General features: G+C 41.5%; 16 protein-coding genes and 1 tRNA gene. 13 read left to right on the top strand and 4 right to left on the bottom strand.

Annotated elements, in window-relative coordinates:
- Positions 1-66 precede the first annotated feature (66 nt).
- Positions 67-142 (top strand) — tRNA-Val (locus FPZ44_RS14830).
- A 197-nt stretch (positions 143-339) separates the two neighbouring features.
- Entirely contained in the window at positions 340-543 is a 204-nt protein-coding gene (locus tag FPZ44_RS14825; protein ID WP_144991324.1) for a hypothetical protein, read from the top strand.
- A gap of 151 nt (positions 544-694) precedes the next feature.
- On the opposite strand, the gene FPZ44_RS14820 is transcribed toward FPZ44_RS14825, so the two are convergent.
- Positions 695-907 (bottom strand): hypothetical protein, encoded by a 213-nt coding sequence (locus FPZ44_RS14820; protein ID WP_144991323.1) that lies wholly within the window; start codon positions 905-907, stop codon positions 695-697.
- A 105-nt stretch (positions 908-1,012) separates the two neighbouring features.
- Between FPZ44_RS14820 and FPZ44_RS14815 the strand changes: the two genes are divergently transcribed.
- The 3 genes from FPZ44_RS14815 (at position 1,013) to helD (ending at position 4,510) form a co-directional block, all read left to right on the top strand.
- On the top strand, positions 1,013-1,456 hold the full coding sequence (locus tag FPZ44_RS14815; protein ID WP_144991863.1) for a GNAT family N-acetyltransferase: 444 nt from the start codon (positions 1,013-1,015) through the stop codon (positions 1,454-1,456).
- A gap of 140 nt (positions 1,457-1,596) precedes the next feature.
- Complete coding sequence (locus FPZ44_RS14810) at positions 1,597-1,827, top strand: DUF3892 domain-containing protein (RefSeq protein ID WP_144991322.1); 231 nt, start codon at positions 1,597-1,599, stop codon at positions 1,825-1,827.
- 325 nt (positions 1,828-2,152) lie between these two features.
- The gene (helD, locus tag FPZ44_RS14805; protein ID WP_144991321.1) at positions 2,153-4,510 is read left to right on the top strand and encodes an RNA polymerase recycling motor HelD; all 2,358 of its coding nucleotides are present in this window, start codon (positions 2,153-2,155) and stop codon (positions 4,508-4,510) included.
- Between the two features lie 108 nt (positions 4,511-4,618).
- On the opposite strand, the gene FPZ44_RS14800 is transcribed toward helD, so the two are convergent.
- A complete protein-coding gene (locus FPZ44_RS14800; protein WP_144991320.1) occupies positions 4,619-5,356 on the bottom strand; it encodes an MBL fold metallo-hydrolase in 738 nt (245 codons plus the stop codon).
- 208 nt (positions 5,357-5,564) lie between these two features.
- Between FPZ44_RS14800 and FPZ44_RS14795 the strand changes: the two genes are divergently transcribed.
- From FPZ44_RS14795 to FPZ44_RS14770, 6 genes are all read left to right on the top strand, one after another.
- Complete coding sequence (locus FPZ44_RS14795) at positions 5,565-6,338, top strand: N-acetylmuramoyl-L-alanine amidase (protein ID WP_144991319.1); 774 nt, start codon at positions 5,565-5,567, stop codon at positions 6,336-6,338.
- A 108-nt stretch (positions 6,339-6,446) separates the two neighbouring features.
- Complete coding sequence (locus FPZ44_RS14790; protein ID WP_144991318.1) at positions 6,447-7,019, top strand: stalk domain-containing protein; 573 nt, start codon at positions 6,447-6,449, stop codon at positions 7,017-7,019.
- 123 nt (positions 7,020-7,142) lie between these two features.
- On the top strand, positions 7,143-7,454 hold the full coding sequence (locus FPZ44_RS14785; protein WP_028595777.1) for a DUF1292 domain-containing protein: 312 nt from the start codon (positions 7,143-7,145) through the stop codon (positions 7,452-7,454).
- A 309-nt stretch (positions 7,455-7,763) separates the two neighbouring features.
- The gene (locus FPZ44_RS14780) at positions 7,764-9,500 is read left to right on the top strand and encodes a sensor histidine kinase (protein ID WP_144991317.1); all 1,737 of its coding nucleotides are present in this window, start codon (positions 7,764-7,766) and stop codon (positions 9,498-9,500) included.
- Positions 9,497-10,306, top strand: a complete 810-nt coding sequence (locus tag FPZ44_RS14775; RefSeq protein ID WP_144991316.1) for a LytR/AlgR family response regulator transcription factor — start codon at positions 9,497-9,499, stop codon at positions 10,304-10,306. Before FPZ44_RS14780 ends, FPZ44_RS14775 begins: the two co-directional genes overlap by 4 nt.
- A gap of 390 nt (positions 10,307-10,696) precedes the next feature.
- Positions 10,697-11,134, top strand: a complete 438-nt coding sequence (locus FPZ44_RS14770; protein ID WP_144991315.1) for a hypothetical protein — start codon at positions 10,697-10,699, stop codon at positions 11,132-11,134.
- Positions 11,135-11,314: 180 nt separating this feature from the next.
- Here FPZ44_RS14770 and FPZ44_RS14765 read toward each other — a convergent pair whose 3' ends face one another.
- Positions 11,315-12,793: an aminotransferase class I/II-fold pyridoxal phosphate-dependent enzyme gene (locus FPZ44_RS14765; protein WP_144991314.1), complete on the bottom strand. Its 1,479-nt coding sequence runs from the start codon at positions 12,791-12,793 to the stop codon at positions 11,315-11,317.
- Positions 12,794-13,009: 216 nt separating this feature from the next.
- Here FPZ44_RS14765 and FPZ44_RS14760 point away from each other — a divergent pair, with 216 nt between their 5' ends.
- Positions 13,010-14,191: an MFS transporter gene (locus FPZ44_RS14760; RefSeq protein ID WP_144991313.1), complete on the top strand. Its 1,182-nt coding sequence runs from the start codon at positions 13,010-13,012 to the stop codon at positions 14,189-14,191.
- Between the two features lie 139 nt (positions 14,192-14,330).
- On the opposite strand, the gene FPZ44_RS14755 is transcribed toward FPZ44_RS14760, so the two are convergent.
- A complete protein-coding gene (locus FPZ44_RS14755; protein WP_144991312.1) occupies positions 14,331-14,957 on the bottom strand; it encodes a YktB family protein in 627 nt (208 codons plus the stop codon).
- Between the two features lie 249 nt (positions 14,958-15,206).
- Here FPZ44_RS14755 and FPZ44_RS14750 point away from each other — a divergent pair, with 249 nt between their 5' ends.
- Entirely contained in the window at positions 15,207-15,803 is a 597-nt protein-coding gene (locus tag FPZ44_RS14750; protein WP_144991311.1) for a hypothetical protein, read from the top strand.
- The last annotated feature ends 204 nt before the right edge of the window (positions 15,804-16,007 follow it).

Raw genomic sequence — 16,007 nt, 5'->3', positions numbered from 1 at the left:
GTTGACATTAGCGGTGTAGCTTGTTATATTATTGGTAAGTATTTCATGCTATTGATGATATTCAACGATCTGATAGCTCAGCTGGGAGAGCACTATCTTGACAGGGTAGGGGTCGGCGGTTCGAACCCGTCTCAGATCACCATATTTATATGTCTAAACCCTTGTTGAAACAAGGGTTTTTTCTTTATTATCTCAAGGTAACAGATTGGGCCTTTATCTAGATCTTAACATTTAGGTGGTCAACTCAGGGGTTGTTATTACTCGAACTTATTTGGGAGAGGTTTATGAACATGCGGAGGCGGGTACACTGTCGGTAGATTTATCGAGGAGGTTAGCTTGATGAATGTACTGAATGCGTGGAGACGAGTTATCACATATATGCTAGTGGGTATGCTTGTTGCTGTATTGTCTGGTTGCACGAGTTTTCTTATGGTTGAACCAGAGCTCAAAGAAGAAGTTTGGGATGTGCACGAGCCTAAAGCTCCTATATACGAAGAGGTGTATGGGAAGATAGTCATTCCAGATGATGTCTATCAACCGTAGTTCATATAAGATGTAAGCATATATCAGAAATTAACCTCGAAGACCGTCGTCTTGCTTTGCGATCTTCGAGGTTATTTGTTTTACCTAGATAATTAGTTGTGATAGTGAATAGCAGGTTTGAAGCAACTGTGAGCAAGCAACAAAGCTGTGTTTAAGAATGTTGGTTATGCTGAGAAGGGGCTTGAGCTTTATCCGATTGCTCTGCTTGGTCACTTGTCGTTGGAGAGATTGAAGTATTAAAAGTATCTGGATTGAACTTATCCCAGCTTCTCGAATAGGCTTTGCGTGTAACGACTAGCAGTAGAGTAATCATGCCGATTACCATTATAATGACGGCAACTATGGTAGCGGTAATTGGATCCATCTTCTAACCTCCGGGATGATTTGGTAACGAACATATCAGTATAACTATACATGAGATCCAATTTTTTGTATAATAATGTTTCTTGATTAACGGAGGTGCTGAATGATGACATCAGAACTATTAGAAGTAAAGACACAAGAGCAACTGGATGCTTGTATTGCGATAAGACTCGAAGTATTCGTAGAAGAGCAACAAGTACCCGCTGAGGAAGAGTGTGACGAGTATGATAAATTGGATGCCCCTGCCTATCATGTGCTTTTGCAACAGCAAGGGGAATACATAGCTACCGGTCGTATTAAGTTATTGGATGAGCTTACAGCTAAAATGCAGCGTATCGCAGTTCGTAAGTCATACCGTGGTCAAGGTATCGGGCGTGTACTCGTATTAGGGATGGAGCAAATTGCTCGTGTACATGGGGTAGAGCGGAGTGTGTTGGATGCTCAATGCCAAGCGGAAGGGTTTTATCAGTCGCTTGGTTATGTAACCATTTCGGAAGAGCCTTTTTATGATGCGGGTATTTTACATGTTCGTATGGAGAAGAAGTTATAGATTTGAATAAGTGCATATGAGATTCATCCTAAAGGCATGCTAACCACATGTGAATGATTGGCTGCTTGATATAGGATGATGAGCAATAGCAGGAGAGTGGTTGATCGTTCATCATTACAGAAACGAAAGGACTGCATAGAATGAATGAACGAGAGTCTTTTATTGCTGTTCAGAAAAATGGTGATGGTGATTTAACTGCTTTCCAGACAGATAGCGGCCGAGTGCTTGGTTATGAGCAAGCTTTACAGGCGGTTCAAAGTGGTGAAATAGCAGGTGCTAATGTCTTTAAAGGAAGGAATGGCAGACTGTATATTCGCGGTGATGCTGATGGAGATCCGACCAATAACTTGGACAGCTTGCCTCTTTTTTAGTGCTATGTGTTGTATTTGAAAATGAAAGGCAGCAGCTATCCTGATGTTGGGCACTTGGCTAATGGAGGGGTAGCTTTTTTTGTTTGTACGAATAAGAGCATCAAAAAAGCGAAGACACTATGTCTCCGCTGTTAGTTGTTGAATAATGATATGAAAAATGTAGAAATCCAGTCAAATGGATTGAATGAAACTATAGGTTATGGTAAGATAATTCTACTCATTGCTTAACGAAAAGAATGTAATCATTTTTATCCTAATTATATCTTATCATGTTCATTTCTTGTTGTCAACACAATTTGATTATATTTATATAAGGAGTGGTGGAATGTCAACCAATCATGACCAATTTGAGGCAGAACAATTGCGAGTTGTGCGTGTGCTTGAATGTATAAACGACCGTCTAGATAATTTGCAGGATGAGCTTCAATACGTAAAAGGAGACGTTGTTAGCATCCGCCAAACATTCTGGGACGACGTGACGGTGAATGTGGAAGATGCAAGCGAAGAGGCAGAAACGGCAGCGAGTATTAAGCAGCAGGCTGAGCTATTGTCAGAGCGTGAACGAAGCTATAGACGCGCACATAAGCAAGCGAAGATATTGCAAAGATTACAGCACTCTCCTTACTTCGGTCGGATCGACTTTCAAGAGAAGGGTGAGCTGAAGGCAGATCAGGTATATCTCGGGACGGGATCTTTGTTGGATGACGATGGAATGGAGTTTGTAATCTATGATTGGAGGGCTCCTATTTCTAGTCTGTACTATGATTTCCCGCCAGGGGAAGCTGAATATAAGACGCCGGATGGCACAATCAGTGGCGAACTGGAGCTAAAACGTCAGTTCATTATTCGTGGTGCACAAATTAAAAGTATGTTTGATACTGGAGTTACGATCGGTGATGAACTGTTAAAAGAAGTGCTGGGTAAACAGGCAGACTCCCAAATGCGCAGCATTGTCGCTACCATTCAGCGGGAACAGAACCGTATTATCCGCAACGAACATAGCCGATTGCTTGTTGTACAGGGAGCTGCAGGTAGTGGGAAGACATCGGCTGCACTTCAGCGTGTTGCCTACTTGCTCTATCGTTACCGGGGGACGTTACAGGCAGAGCAGATCGTACTATTTTCACCGAATCCGATGTTTAATCATTACGTTTCGACTGTACTGCCTGAGCTTGGCGAGGAAAATATGCAGCAGGTAACGTATCAGGAATTTTTAGAGAATCGTCTACAAAAGGAATTTGTGGTAGAAGATCCGTTTACGCTGCTGGAATATGAGTACTCTTCGATGAATGAGCCTGAATATACGATTCGCTTGCAGGGTATCCAGTACAAATCTTCAGCGTCATTTTTAGCTGTTATCGAGCGATATGTTCATTACCTTAGTCAGCAAGGGCTGAAATTTAAGGATTTGACATTCCACGATAAAGTTATCGTTACAGGAGAGGAGATAGGTGAACACTTTTATTCACTAGCAAGTTCTTACTCCATACCTAATCGAATCGAGATGGTGAAGGATTGGCTGCTTAAGCGATTATCGGATATTTCCAAGCAGGAAAGGAACAAAGCCTGGGTTGAAGATGCCATAGAGCTGTTAGATAAAGAAGACTATTTGTGGGCACATCAAGAGCTGAAACGTAGACGCGGCAAGCAAGAAGATGATGAAGCATTTGATGACTTTGACGCCGAAAGGAATTTGCTGGTTGGTAAGCTTGTGCAGGAGCATTTCAAGCCTTTACGCAAAATGGTTAAGCAGCTAGAGTTCATTCATTTATCACGTATTTATGCACAATTATTTGAAGATGAGGCAATTATGGAAAAGTTGTGCTCAGAAGAAGAGCGACATGCCGATTGGGAGCGAATTGCAAGCGATACGGTAATGCGGTTAAAGGATAAGATTATGCCGTATGAGGATGCCACACCGTTTCTTGATTTGCAAGGCAGGTTGGAAGGAGTGCAGGTTAATACGAATATACGCCATGTGTTCATTGATGAAGGGCAAGATTACTCGCCGTATCAATATTTTTACATTCGTCGTATGTTTCCTCGGAGCAAAATAACAGTGCTTGGCGATTTCAATCAAGCAATCTTCACACATACAGGTATGAACAATGGGCTGGAGGCACTGTTGGCGCATTATGATACAAATGAGACGGAGATGATTATTTTAGCTCGCAGCTACCGATCTACAAAGCCGATTATTGAATTTACGCGTCAGTTTATAGAAGGTGGGCAAGAGATTGAACCGTTCAATCGCGATGGCAGTAAGCCGACTGTAACGTATATATCAGATGAAGCAGAGCTGTCTACTCGTATCGCAGCACATATAAGTCATTTGCAGCAAGAAGGTTACGAGTCTATAGCTGTTATATGTAAAACAACAGAGGAAAGCAAACAGGCGCACAAATTGCTGGCATCTCACTTGTCCATTCGGTTAGTTCATAAAGAAACGTCCGTATTTGAAGGCGGTGCAATCGTAATTCCTGCTTATTTGGCCAAAGGTGTAGAATTTGATGCAGTTATCATTTTTGATGCTTCGGCAGATCGATACAGCAAAAATAATGAGCGGAAATTGTTCTACACAGCGTGTACGCGCGCTATGCATGAATTGCATCTCTATTACACGAATATGCTCAGTCCATTCGTAACGGAGGCTTCGGACGATAGTTATACATGGATAAAGTAGGATAATAACGTCAAGGGGATACCCGCCGTCATCTGTTGATGATGGTAGGTATCCCCTTGTTTTATTGCACAGCAAAGTTGTGCAAGGGCATGTTGGATCTGTTGCAAATTAAGAATCAATCGTATACACGTGATGAGGCTCTATGAATGGCATTAATCCGGTTCTTCCTTCCCACTCGGATCGTTCATCTCCATAATGCATTAATGAGACACGCGATTGAATAGACGGAGGGAGGGATAGTAATTCGGTTATGGTTGCATGTACCTCGCCTGCTCCAACTAGTTGACAGTCATGCCAGATGGAGGTAACCCCCTGTTGTACGAGTTGTTCTAGCAGCTGTGGTTGGAATCGCATGTCCGCGCTGTAGAAAAAAGTCTCATTTACAAGCAAAGAATAACTGGACTTATCCGGAATATGCGGTGTTTGGATAAGACGAATAGATAATTCATCGTCAATGGCATAGTTGGTATCTGGTTCAAGCGGATGTACGTCAAATACATCTTCTAGGCATTCAAGACCAGGCTGACTCATGCCGCCTTTTAATGTATTTTCCCACAATGGTTCAACGAGCGTAGTTGCTATATACAGCTTGGGTTTGCGTTTATATCTAAACATCATTTGAAACCCGTATTCTTCAAGTCCTCCAACATGATCTCCATGGAGATGCGTAATGATGACCCCATCTAGTTGATCAAAGGTGAGTCCTAGCTGATGCAGGGCAAGCGGAGCTGTTATTCCACAATCTATGAAGAGCTTCGTATTGGACGTGCTGATGATTCCATTATTGTTCGCATATCGCTTAGCGAAAGCACTTCCAGTTCCGAGCATTTGCAGCTTTACAGTCATATATAGTCCTCCTATGTACAAGCCATGTCAAGAATATTTCTAATGTAACATGGGCTAGGTCAGCACACAAGCGAGCGTACTCTACCATGAATATGATAGTTCATAGAGAAGTTGATAGGGCTTACTTTAAGAGGAATAGCAGCACGAAAGAGAGGGGGATAAGCATCGAAGGATATGCAGGTTAGGAAGGAAAGGAGGGACAACGCGCATGAAAATGGTGTGGAAAGGTAATGAGTACACCAACAGTAGCTCTCGCAAGGGACAAGTTCCTTCAGTCATTGTTGATCATATATCAGCTGGCACGATGTCCAGTATGGATTCATGGTTTACAAGTCCGAACAATAAAGTATCTTCTGCACATTTTGGTATTTCCAAGCGTGGAGAGATTCATCAATATGTAGCGATTGAACAGGCGGCTTGGGCACAAGGGATTACTTTGGATAAGATTCCAAACGCATTATCACCTATTGTACGAAGTAAGCCTTACAATCCTAATCAATATGCGGTTTCCATTGAGCATGAGGGGATGGATGGGGACCTTACAGAAGAGCAGTTTCAGGCTTCTGTGCAGTTGCATCGCTATATTCGGGATTATGTGAAGCGGGTATGGGGGCATGAAATACTTTTAAATCGTAATTATGTCATTGGTCATTTTCAAGTAGATCCGGTTCGTAAAGCGAACTGCCCCGGACCAAAATTTCCATGGGTACGACTATATGAGCAGTTAGCGATATCAGCAGAGGAGGAGAAGGAAATGCAAGAGCTGCGAAATGAGGTGAATGAATTAAAAAGCAAATTAACATTAGCAGAACAGCGTATCAAGCAACTGGAACAAGCAAATAGTCTTGCAGAAATACCAGCTTGGGCAAAGGCAAGTGTGGACAAGGCTGTGCGCAGTGGGACTGTTCGTGATCCTGAGCACGCATCTTTAGATATGTATCGGTTGATCGTCATTCTCGATCGTCTGAATTTGATTAAATAGTTATACCATTGTAAAATGAAAAGTTACAATTCTGTTATTATTTCTAGCGCAACTCTCCTGTAAAACTAGAGTATACATTTACATCAAAGCAGTTGGGGGTTAACAGAAATGAAATGCAGGAGAATTGCTGCACTTGTACTGGCAGGAATGATGTTCGCGGGAACACTTTCCACAGTACCTGCGCACGCTGAAGCTGATAACATGCGTGTTACTTTAAATGGCGAGGCGTTAGCTGACGGAGGATACATCATTGACGGCAAGACTTATGTCTCTGTGCGTCAACTGCAGGATGCTTTACAAGCATTCGTACATTTCGATGAAAAAACTAAAAAACTATATGTGGAGAAGCCTAATGTCCACATGCTTCTTTTCCAAGGGAAAAATCCTTTCGGCAAAGTTGAGACAGGCCGTACTTCTTTCTCTGTACTCGTTCAAGTTGACAGCTTGAAGACAGAGGTTGACTCCATTCGTTTGACAATTACCGATCCGAAAGGGAACACGTCAACGATTCAGGAAAAAGAAGACAAAGGACTTAAAGGGAAAGATAACTTTTGGTTCCGCTCTGAGGAATACAAATATGATTTCAAGTCCCAAGGTGTATATACAATCAATTGCTATATGAGACAGAAGAATGGTGACTACACACTCTTATCTCAGCTAAAAGTTGAAGCTGTGAAATAATATACACAATCATTTTTTTCTATTTACATATTGCAGCACATGCTCACTGCGCGTTGACCTGTCGTCTATAACATGATACGATACTGTAGTATTACACTACTTGTACTAAAGGAGACCCGCATAATGAGCGAACATAAACATGACTGCGGCTGTGGTCACGACCATGACCACGATCATTCTCATGAAGAGATTATTGTAACGTTAATTGATGACGAAGGCAAAGAAGTAGAAATGGTTCTTGTCGAGACATTTAACGTAGAAGATCAACTATATGCGTTGCTTCTTGAGCGCAACAACCTTGAAGCTGACGGGGCTATCTTCCGTATGGACGAAGATGAAGAGGGTATGGCTCTTAACCCGATTGAAGATGATGCTGAATGGGATCGTGTTCAACAGGCATATCAAGAGTTGCTAATTGACGAAGATCAAATGTAATATTTGATGAACAAAGCTCCAAGGTGACTTGGGGCTTTGTTGCGTATTTGGGCTGAAATGGTAGGTGTATATGAATATGCTATCGCTAACATCTTTTAAAATGAAAATCAATAAAAAATAGTACTTTACTTAAATGGAAATTATAGTATATCATGATGTTGTACAAGCCTACATATGAACATCTCCGAATTATATGTATACGTTTAGTCGTTATAAAATCTCCGCTTCCTCATTGCAAACCCAAGCCAGTGCACAAAAAATAATTTGTATGAATTCGATATCAAAAAAAAGCAACAAAGAGGGTATAGGATGAAGCAAAAATCAAGAATTGTTACCATTGTGGCAGTGTTGATGTTGTTTCTGTTATCCATCAATCACATTTTTTATTATTATAAAGCAAAAAATGCACTGCTTTATAGTAATCAAGAACGGATGGAACTTGTGTCACGTAATATTCAATATATGATCGAATATTCACAACGAGTAGCTGACCATTCCGAGAAATTGATGGCCGACAGTCTTCGAATGGCTGCCATCGCAGCAAAACTCATGCTACCTTCTAGGCTTGAGGATGTTACAAATGAGCAGCTTATTGAGCTTACCCGTGAAATAGGTGTTTCCCATTTAACGCTGTTCAAGCGGGTCGGTGATGAAATCATAGGCTTACGCTCTTCTAATCCCCTAGAAAGAAATTTGTCCACAGAAAATTTTGTGTTCTGGTTAACGGCCTTCCAGCAGCTTTTAGATACCCATAACGTCACGATTGAAAAAGGCTATAGTAAGCCGAATTATTGGTCAGGCCCTCTCGATGTTACTTCCTCTGATCCGTCAAAACTGAACAAATTAGGGTACTATTATGACGGGACAACGGACTATATGATAAACGCTTATTATCGAGATAGTTATTTAGCTCCTCATCAAGAAATTATTAAAAATGATGCGTACTTACAACGCATTCGTAAAGACAATCCGTTTTTGTTAGAAATAACGGGATTCAATCCAAAACGGTTTGGAGAAGCGCCTGTTGTGCTGCGGCAAAACAACCGAGATATCAACCCTTACCCTGAGCGGCCCATTTATTTTGGCGAACATGAATTTGCTGTGGAAGATGATGAACGATATGTAAGACAAGCCTATGTTGATCAGAAAATAATCAATGTGCAATTGAAAAGGAACGACCAGACGGTTATGAAAAGCTTTATCCCTATAGAAACGAGTTTTCCGCTCGTTATCGGTGTCGTTTCTGACTATGATGTCATTCAAAATAAACTAGACGAGGAAATCCGTAAAATTATTACGGATATAGCGATTTCAGCTTTAATCAGTTTCATTTTTGTTCTGCTGGTGTATCGAAAAGTCGTCAAATCAAAGCTTTTAGCGGTAGCATCTGCTGAAAAAGTTTATTTAGATAATCTGAATAGTTTATATACAACCATTCATGGATTGAAACATGATTTTCTCAATATTGTTAATGTGATTCACTCTTATGTCAAACATAGGCGCTACGAAGAATTAGAAAAGGTATCAGAGGCATTGGTCGGTGAGGTCATTGAAATACAGGAAATGATTAAAACTGGTGATCCTACGTTAGCTGCAATCGTACAGTTTGCTTTAAGTCAATCCATTGCCAGGAAAGTTAAATTTGAACATGACATTGCTCCGATTCAATTGCTTAAGCAGGATGGTGAGAAATCACTTGATCTAATTCGAATCACAACGAATTTGCTTACGAATGCTTTCGATGAAGCGATTCAAATTCCTGCAGAACAACGTAATGTCAGGATGAGTATCTGGGTCAATGAGAGCTGGCTGTACTTTAAGGTATTTAATACAGGCAGAATGCTGGAAGTGGAAGAACTGCCTGAATTGATGCGTGAAGGGTTCACAAGCAAGCCGTCACGTCAAGGATTAGGACTACATGTTGTCAGTCAATTGCTTGAGAAGTACAAAGGAAAGCTTTGGATCGAAAAAACTAGTACTGAGGGGATGAATGGGACAACCTTTGCCTTCAAAATGAAATTTTTATCACAAAATGGGGAGACATGATGTTAGCAAAATCAAGTACCAATACGATATTTACGGCTATCATTGCGGAAGATCATATGGCACAAACGGAAATACTTATTCGGCTCGCCGAAAGGAACGGAATCGCTGTTGTAGATACCGTTTCATCGGGAGAAAAGCTGATCCAATCTTATTTAAGCCATGTTCCGGATGTCATTATTACAGATATCGGGTTGAAGCAATCCTCAGGGCTTGATGCATGTCGAGAATTAAAGCGTCAAGGCTACGATCCATTCATAATCGTCGTAACAGGGATCATGGATGTACGCATGGCGGAGCAAAGTTCAGAATTAGATTCGCTATCTTACTTGGTCAAGCCCATAACAGAAGATCGTTTTAAAAGAAGCATTCAAAAAATTATCGAGCGTATCGATAATCGCATGCGATTATCGTCTCCGTACACGTCTAAGGGATATTTAATTACTTGTAGACAAAAAATTCGGGATGTAGATGGAGGCGTCATTTATCGTGATCTCCATGTCAATGAGGAGCACATTGTGTACATAACGAAATACGGAAAAGAAACGACCATTACACTAATGTACAATCATGTCGAACATAAAATAAGGACGACATTATCATTAAAGCAATTGAATGAGCTGACAACGAAACAAATTTTTCAAGCGAACAAAAGTCAGCTTGTGAACGTAAAGTTTATACACCAAGTATGTGCTGACCTAATTACGTACGGAAATTATGAGATTATATTGCACGGTGTTTCAGAAACGGTAACGTTAAGCCGCAACTGCTATATTCATTTTGAGCGAGCAAGTACAACTATAAAATGAAAGGTTATGCGTGTCATTTTGTCATTAGGGCAGGGCTGTGATAGAGAACCGAAAAGGGTGTACCTTAAAGTGATGTTCATGACTTAAGGTACACCCTTTTATCGTTGTTATAGTAATATCTCAACCTATTTAGTTCATAGATAGACTTCTATCTTAATTGCAGCTTTCCATTTCTCAGCGGTCAGTTATACCTATTGGTTAAGACAAATAAATCAATGATTTTACATTTGTCGCGCAGGAAAATCCACTATTTTAGCCACATTAGCCTGTAATACAAATTTACCGTCAAATTGTTATAAAGTAATGTTACTTCCACTGGACATTGTGTGGGAAGCCTAATTTGTCCAGTGGAATTATCAAATTGATTCTGGTGAAAAGAGGAGATGTGTCATGAAAAAGAAGTTTAGCATGTTAAGTTTGGTTTTTGTACTTTGTTTCATGGTGTTTGGACAAGTTGCTTCGGCGAATACTACTGTTGCAACTTGGAACACAAATTTGTACCCAGGTGAAAGTATTCAAACAGCATCATTCTATGTTACGGGAAACTACATTAATGTTACCTTCGAAGCACAACATTATTATTCATCTAGCAATGCGAAGAAAATCCCAGATGTTAATTACACCTTGTATAAAAAAGGTGCAACACCTGCTCAAGATAAGAAAGTGGGTTCCTCTTATAGCTTCCATTGGTACCAACTCGAAAGTCATGAGCCACACCATACTACCTTTAGAAATTTAGAGCCAAACCAGACCTATTATCTTGTAGTTGCCAAAAGAACGACTGCTCTTGATGATGGTGCACATGTGAAAGGGAAGGTTTCGTTTTAATATCATTTAATCATTTTCAAAGTGGGACTGGCTCAAAAGTCATGAAAATTGAATTTGAGCAGAGACGTAAAAAAGGTTGAGTTCGGGGTTGGTTTCATCCCCTTACTCAACCTTTTTGCATCTAATGGTTATCTTACGAATTATAGAACCTATTTATGGGACAGACCCAAATTTTAGAATCTACTCGAAAATAGCTTCTTCTTCACGAATGACTTTTACGTATTGTATATAACGGTCTTCTGGTCCTTTGACAGGTAGACCGATATCGACATGATCGCGAATATAATCAATATTTTGCTGCGATATAACTTCACCAGGCAGCAAAATAGGAATACCTGGAGGGTAGACATATATAAACTCCGCAATAATGCGTCCAGCCGAGTGTTCAAATGGAACAACTTCTGTATCCCCGTAGAACGCGTCGCGTGGTATGAGCGATAATTGAGGGATTTCTGGAATTTTCACAACAAGTTCTTTTACTTCATTCCGCTCAAAATGTTCTTGTGATAGAACTTTAAGAGCATGGAGCAGAATGCCTATAGATTCCTCTGAGTCTCCAGGTGTGACAAGACATAAAATGTTGTACATGTCACTCAGCTCAACTTCGAGATTAAAGCGATCACGTAGCCAATTCTCGGCCTCATATCCTGTAATGCCTAGATGGCGTACGTGGATGGTCAGCTTCGTTGCATCATAGCTATGTGTAGCTTCTCCGCCTAATATATCATCTCCGAAGCAATATAGCCCCGGTAGCTCATTAATTGCTTGTCTCGCTCCTTGTGCCAACTTAATTACAGTTTCGGCGATTTGGTGCCCGTTCAACGCAAGGTTTCGACGTGATGTGTCTAACGAAGCAAGCAAAATATAGGACGTTGAAGTAGTAGTTAACATGCTAATAATCGTTTGTACACGATGCATATGGACAAGACCATTTTTCGTGTTCACGTTTAATATGGAGCTCTGTGTCATAGAGCCCCCCAGCTTATGGACGCTTGTTGCTGCCATATCGGCACCAGCTTCCATGGCTGACATCGGCAAATCCTCATGGAAATGAATGAGTACCCCATGTGCTTCATCGACAAGTACAGGTACATCATAGGAATGTGCGAGATCAACAATCTCTTTTAAATTGGCACATATACCGAAATAAGTTGGATTGATGACAAGCACTGCCTTGGCATCAGGATGCTTTTCCAAGGCGCGTCTCACGGAACGCGTTGTAATACCGTGATCGATCCCAAGGTTGGAGTCTCGTGCCGGAGATACGAATACCGGCTTAGCCCCAGCGAAAATGATCGCTGACATGATCGATTTATGCACATTGCGCGGAACAATAATTTTGTCTCCAGGAGCGCATACGGACATAATCATCGTCATGATAGCTCCACTTGTGCCTTGTACGCTGAAAAGCGTATAGTCGGCACCAAAGGCGTCAGCTGCTAGTTGCTGCGCTTCTGCAATTACACCAGTAGGCTGGTGCAAATCATCGAGGGGAGCAATGTTGATCAAGTCTATTGAAAATGCTTGCTCACCGATGAAATTACGGAATTGTTCGTCTGCTCCTGCGCCTTTTTTGTGTCCAGGTATATGGAACTGAACAGGGTTGCGGGATGCATGATTCGTCAATGCTGTAAATAGTGGAGTTCGATGATGGTCCATCGCGGTCTCACAACCTTTCATATGGAAATGCCGGTTACCCTGAATCGGGATCGGCTAAAAGAAACAAGGATTAGTTTAACAAAAACCCCCCGGAATGCAAGAACAAATTACAACAGCAGTCGACGACATGCTGGAAAAGCATCCGGTATATTCGAAGTTTGTTCATTTTGTTGCCATGAAAATTGTGGTACGATGGGATTTACGGAGGGAAAGTGTATGAATAAACAACTAACTGTCGTCATGCTTATGCTAATGATGGTATTTATTGGGTTTGGAATCGTTATCCCAGTACTGCCTATGACAATAACGGATACTGGGGCTAATGAAATGCATCTAGGATGGATGCTATCGATTTATTCGCTTGTGGCTTTTATCGTGTCGCCGATCTGGGGGGCTTGGTCGGAACGCGTTGGACGGAGACCCATTATTTTAATTGGTATCAGTGGATTTAGTGTAAGTTATTTACTATTTGCGATTGGCACGGATATGCTGTGGCTTATGTATGTGTCTCGGATATTAGGTGGTTTGTTCTCCGGGGCTGTCACGGCAGTAATTGTAGCTTATGTGGCAGACATTACGACGGATGAACAACGTACAAAAGGAATGGCTTTTGTTGGGATGTCCATTGGCTTAGGTTTTACCTTTGGTCCAGCATTCGGTGGTATCATAAGCGAATTTGGCGGATCAGCAGCTCCGTTCTATGCAGCAGCACTACTCACGTTTGTAACGGCTGTGCTGGGTGCGCTAGTGTTAAAGGAATCATTGCCTTTAGACAAGCGTATGCCGCGTACGGCAGCTTCACCATCTAGGTGGACTGCTTTTACAGGACGAATGAAGTATTTATATGTGCTTTCCTTTTTTGTCACATTTACGTTGGCGGGTCTTGAAGCTACCTTGATGTACTTTCAAATGCTGCGCATTCCAGGAACGACAGCATGGGATATTGGCTGGATGTTCTTCTTCTGCGGATTGGCAGGAGCTCTAGTGCAAGGCGGAATTGTGCGTCGCTATATTAAAAAGGGGAAAGAAAAGTATGGCATTATGGCTGGTCTTGTCATTTCAGCGCTAGGCTTTGTGCTTATACTCTTCTCAACTACGCTAGTGAATGCAACGATTTTTCTATGCATCTTTGGAATCGGGAATGCTTTGATCCGTCCTTGTGTCACGTCGTTGATTACGCAGAAGACAACAGTCAGCCAAGGTGTTGCATCGGGACTTAATTCATCGATGGATAGTTTCGGGCGTATTGCAGGACCTGCACTAGCAACTGCTGTTTTTAACTGGAATGCGAATATGCCATTTATTATCGGAGCGGTACTATCCATTGCAGCAGTAGCATTAGTCATTCGCTTTAATACGCTTGACCAATCGTCTTCACTGAACACGACGATATCGTGATGATGGTAAGTTAATTATTTGATGAATAGGATATACAAGAAGGGCTGTCCCTGCAGGCGTTAATTACCTGCTAGGACAGCCCTTTTATGTGGTACCCATGTTAGATGTATTTGTAGATGGATTACTCGCAGCAAAGATGTTACGTAGTTGCTGCCTTATATATCGGCATTAAAGTGTGAATCGTGTCCGATGCGAGCTTTAAGAATGCTTGTCCATCCTGCAAGATAGGATCATTAGGCTTCAGGTGGAGGCCTACTAGCCATTCTGAAGACTTGATATCGCGGAAGCGGGTTAGCGTCAAGCTCAATTGCTCATCGGTTAATTCTGTAATTTTAGCTGCATCTTTTTTCATATGGTCCATGGACAAGACATAATCATTAGGGAGGGCATTTATTAGTTCATCAGATTGGGCTAAGAGCCGCTCAGCGATTTGTTTTTTATTTTCAACTTCATAGATGAAGGCGAGCCAAATAAATAAATGATCGTCGAACAATCCGACTTGGAAATGCGGCAAAGATTTATAGCCTCGTTTGTTAGGGCCTATAGCCATCCATGTATCTTTTGGTGCATTAACTTTGCGGCGAGCATGCTGAGCGATGTGCAAGTACATTTCCTGTCCAGCAAATACAGCCGCATCTGCGACGAGCTGTTCACCGATTGCACGAAATTTTGGTTGAATGCGAGTGCGAATAGCCTCCATTCGCTGCTCTAATCCTTCAATGTGAAATGTTTCAAAATCTGATGATTCAAAACCGTTAAACGTCATGTTCTAGTCTCCTTCGTATTTCTTTTGCGCTTGCAGTAGCTAGGTATATAAACAACCCATAGTGCTGTTATTTGAATAGGAATTCCTTTATTTTATCACATTTTTAAAATCGAAGGGACATGCGAGCGAGCAATAAGGTGGAGTAGGAAAGTTCATTTTTCATTGGATCCGCTTAAATTTCCAGTCAATAATCCAAGTTGCACCGTCATATGATGAACTACAGTCGAAGTTAGCAAGGAGGTATTTGCCGTGAATCGCAGCGATGAAGTGGAATATTGTAATCTGGAGTTACGCTTTGACCGGCGGCAAATCCAGGACCTGATCCGCGATCTTATCCGAGAAGGATATTCGCTGTACTGGAGTGAGAATGAGTCATTGTTCATCATCTCCATTCGAACAGGCAGAAAGCTCGTGAAGCTTCGTTTTCAGCGTATCCAGCAAAGATATAAAATTGTAGGTGACTATACGCTGCGTGACGAGCGATTGTCTGGATTTATGGAGAAGCTCATTGGAGATGCACGTGGTCACGCAGTAGTTAAGCGCTTTAAAGATCGTCATATATTTGTCGAAAATATTATGTTTGGGGAGCGTATTCGCCTAGTGGAGATATGCGGATTGGAACAGAAGGTCATATTTCAGAAGCGTCCTATTGTTTCGGCAGAAGAAATGATACAAACCTTTCAATCCACGAGAGCAGAAGAGCGAATGGATATGATGCGAATCGAGATTGATGATACATTGACAGAACTGTCAGAAGCGATGAAGGTAGAAGACGTCGAACAGATGGAACACTGCAAAGTAAGGCTAAGTCGACTTCGCTGTGAGATGATTCAATTGGAATGGTAAACATTATTCTCTTCACCCTGCCTGACGCGTTGCTGAAAAGTGGTGCGTAAAGGTTAGGGTGATTTATTGTGTGCAGGACGTTTGGACAACAGTCTAACGTGATTAACTTGAAGATATTCATTCTCTTATGATCTTGACGAGGGGTTCACTTCTACTTGTAAAAAGGGTACAATAACAATGATATACAGCAATTTATCTAAATAC

The sequence above is a fragment of the Paenibacillus agilis genome, from assembly GCF_007786455.1.
Lineage (GTDB): Bacteria > Bacillota > Bacilli > Paenibacillales > Paenibacillaceae > Paenibacillus_B > Paenibacillus_B agilis.
The sequence above is the reverse complement of the archived record's forward strand: the minus strand, read 5'-3'. Positions and strand labels throughout refer to the sequence as shown.

Bases quoted from the DNA above. Each gene is read 5' to 3' on its own strand.
- FPZ44_RS14825 (WP_144991324.1), top strand. From the start codon at position 340: ATGAATGTACTGAATGCGTGGAGACGAGTTATCACATATATGCTAGTG.
- FPZ44_RS14820 (WP_144991323.1), bottom strand. From the start codon at position 907: ATGGATCCAATTACCGCTACCATAGTTGCCGTCATTATAATGGTAATC.
- FPZ44_RS14815 (WP_144991863.1), top strand. From the start codon at position 1,013: ATGACATCAGAACTATTAGAAGTAAAGACACAAGAGCAACTGGATGCT.
- FPZ44_RS14810 (WP_144991322.1), top strand. From the start codon at position 1,597: ATGAATGAACGAGAGTCTTTTATTGCTGTTCAGAAAAATGGTGATGGT.
- helD (WP_144991321.1), top strand. From the start codon at position 2,153: ATGTCAACCAATCATGACCAATTTGAGGCAGAACAATTGCGAGTTGTG.
- FPZ44_RS14800 (WP_144991320.1), bottom strand. From the start codon at position 5,356: ATGACTGTAAAGCTGCAAATGCTCGGAACTGGAAGTGCTTTCGCTAAG.
- FPZ44_RS14795 (WP_144991319.1), top strand. From the start codon at position 5,565: ATGAAAATGGTGTGGAAAGGTAATGAGTACACCAACAGTAGCTCTCGC.
- FPZ44_RS14790 (WP_144991318.1), top strand. From the start codon at position 6,447: ATGAAATGCAGGAGAATTGCTGCACTTGTACTGGCAGGAATGATGTTC.
- FPZ44_RS14785 (WP_028595777.1), top strand. From the start codon at position 7,143: ATGAGCGAACATAAACATGACTGCGGCTGTGGTCACGACCATGACCAC.
- FPZ44_RS14780 (WP_144991317.1), top strand. From the start codon at position 7,764: ATGAAGCAAAAATCAAGAATTGTTACCATTGTGGCAGTGTTGATGTTG.
- FPZ44_RS14775 (WP_144991316.1), top strand. From the start codon at position 9,497: ATGATGTTAGCAAAATCAAGTACCAATACGATATTTACGGCTATCATT.
- FPZ44_RS14770 (WP_144991315.1), top strand. From the start codon at position 10,697: ATGAAAAAGAAGTTTAGCATGTTAAGTTTGGTTTTTGTACTTTGTTTC.
- FPZ44_RS14765 (WP_144991314.1), bottom strand. From the start codon at position 12,793: ATGGACCATCATCGAACTCCACTATTTACAGCATTGACGAATCATGCA.
- FPZ44_RS14760 (WP_144991313.1), top strand. From the start codon at position 13,010: ATGAATAAACAACTAACTGTCGTCATGCTTATGCTAATGATGGTATTT.
- FPZ44_RS14755 (WP_144991312.1), bottom strand. From the start codon at position 14,957: ATGACGTTTAACGGTTTTGAATCATCAGATTTTGAAACATTTCACATT.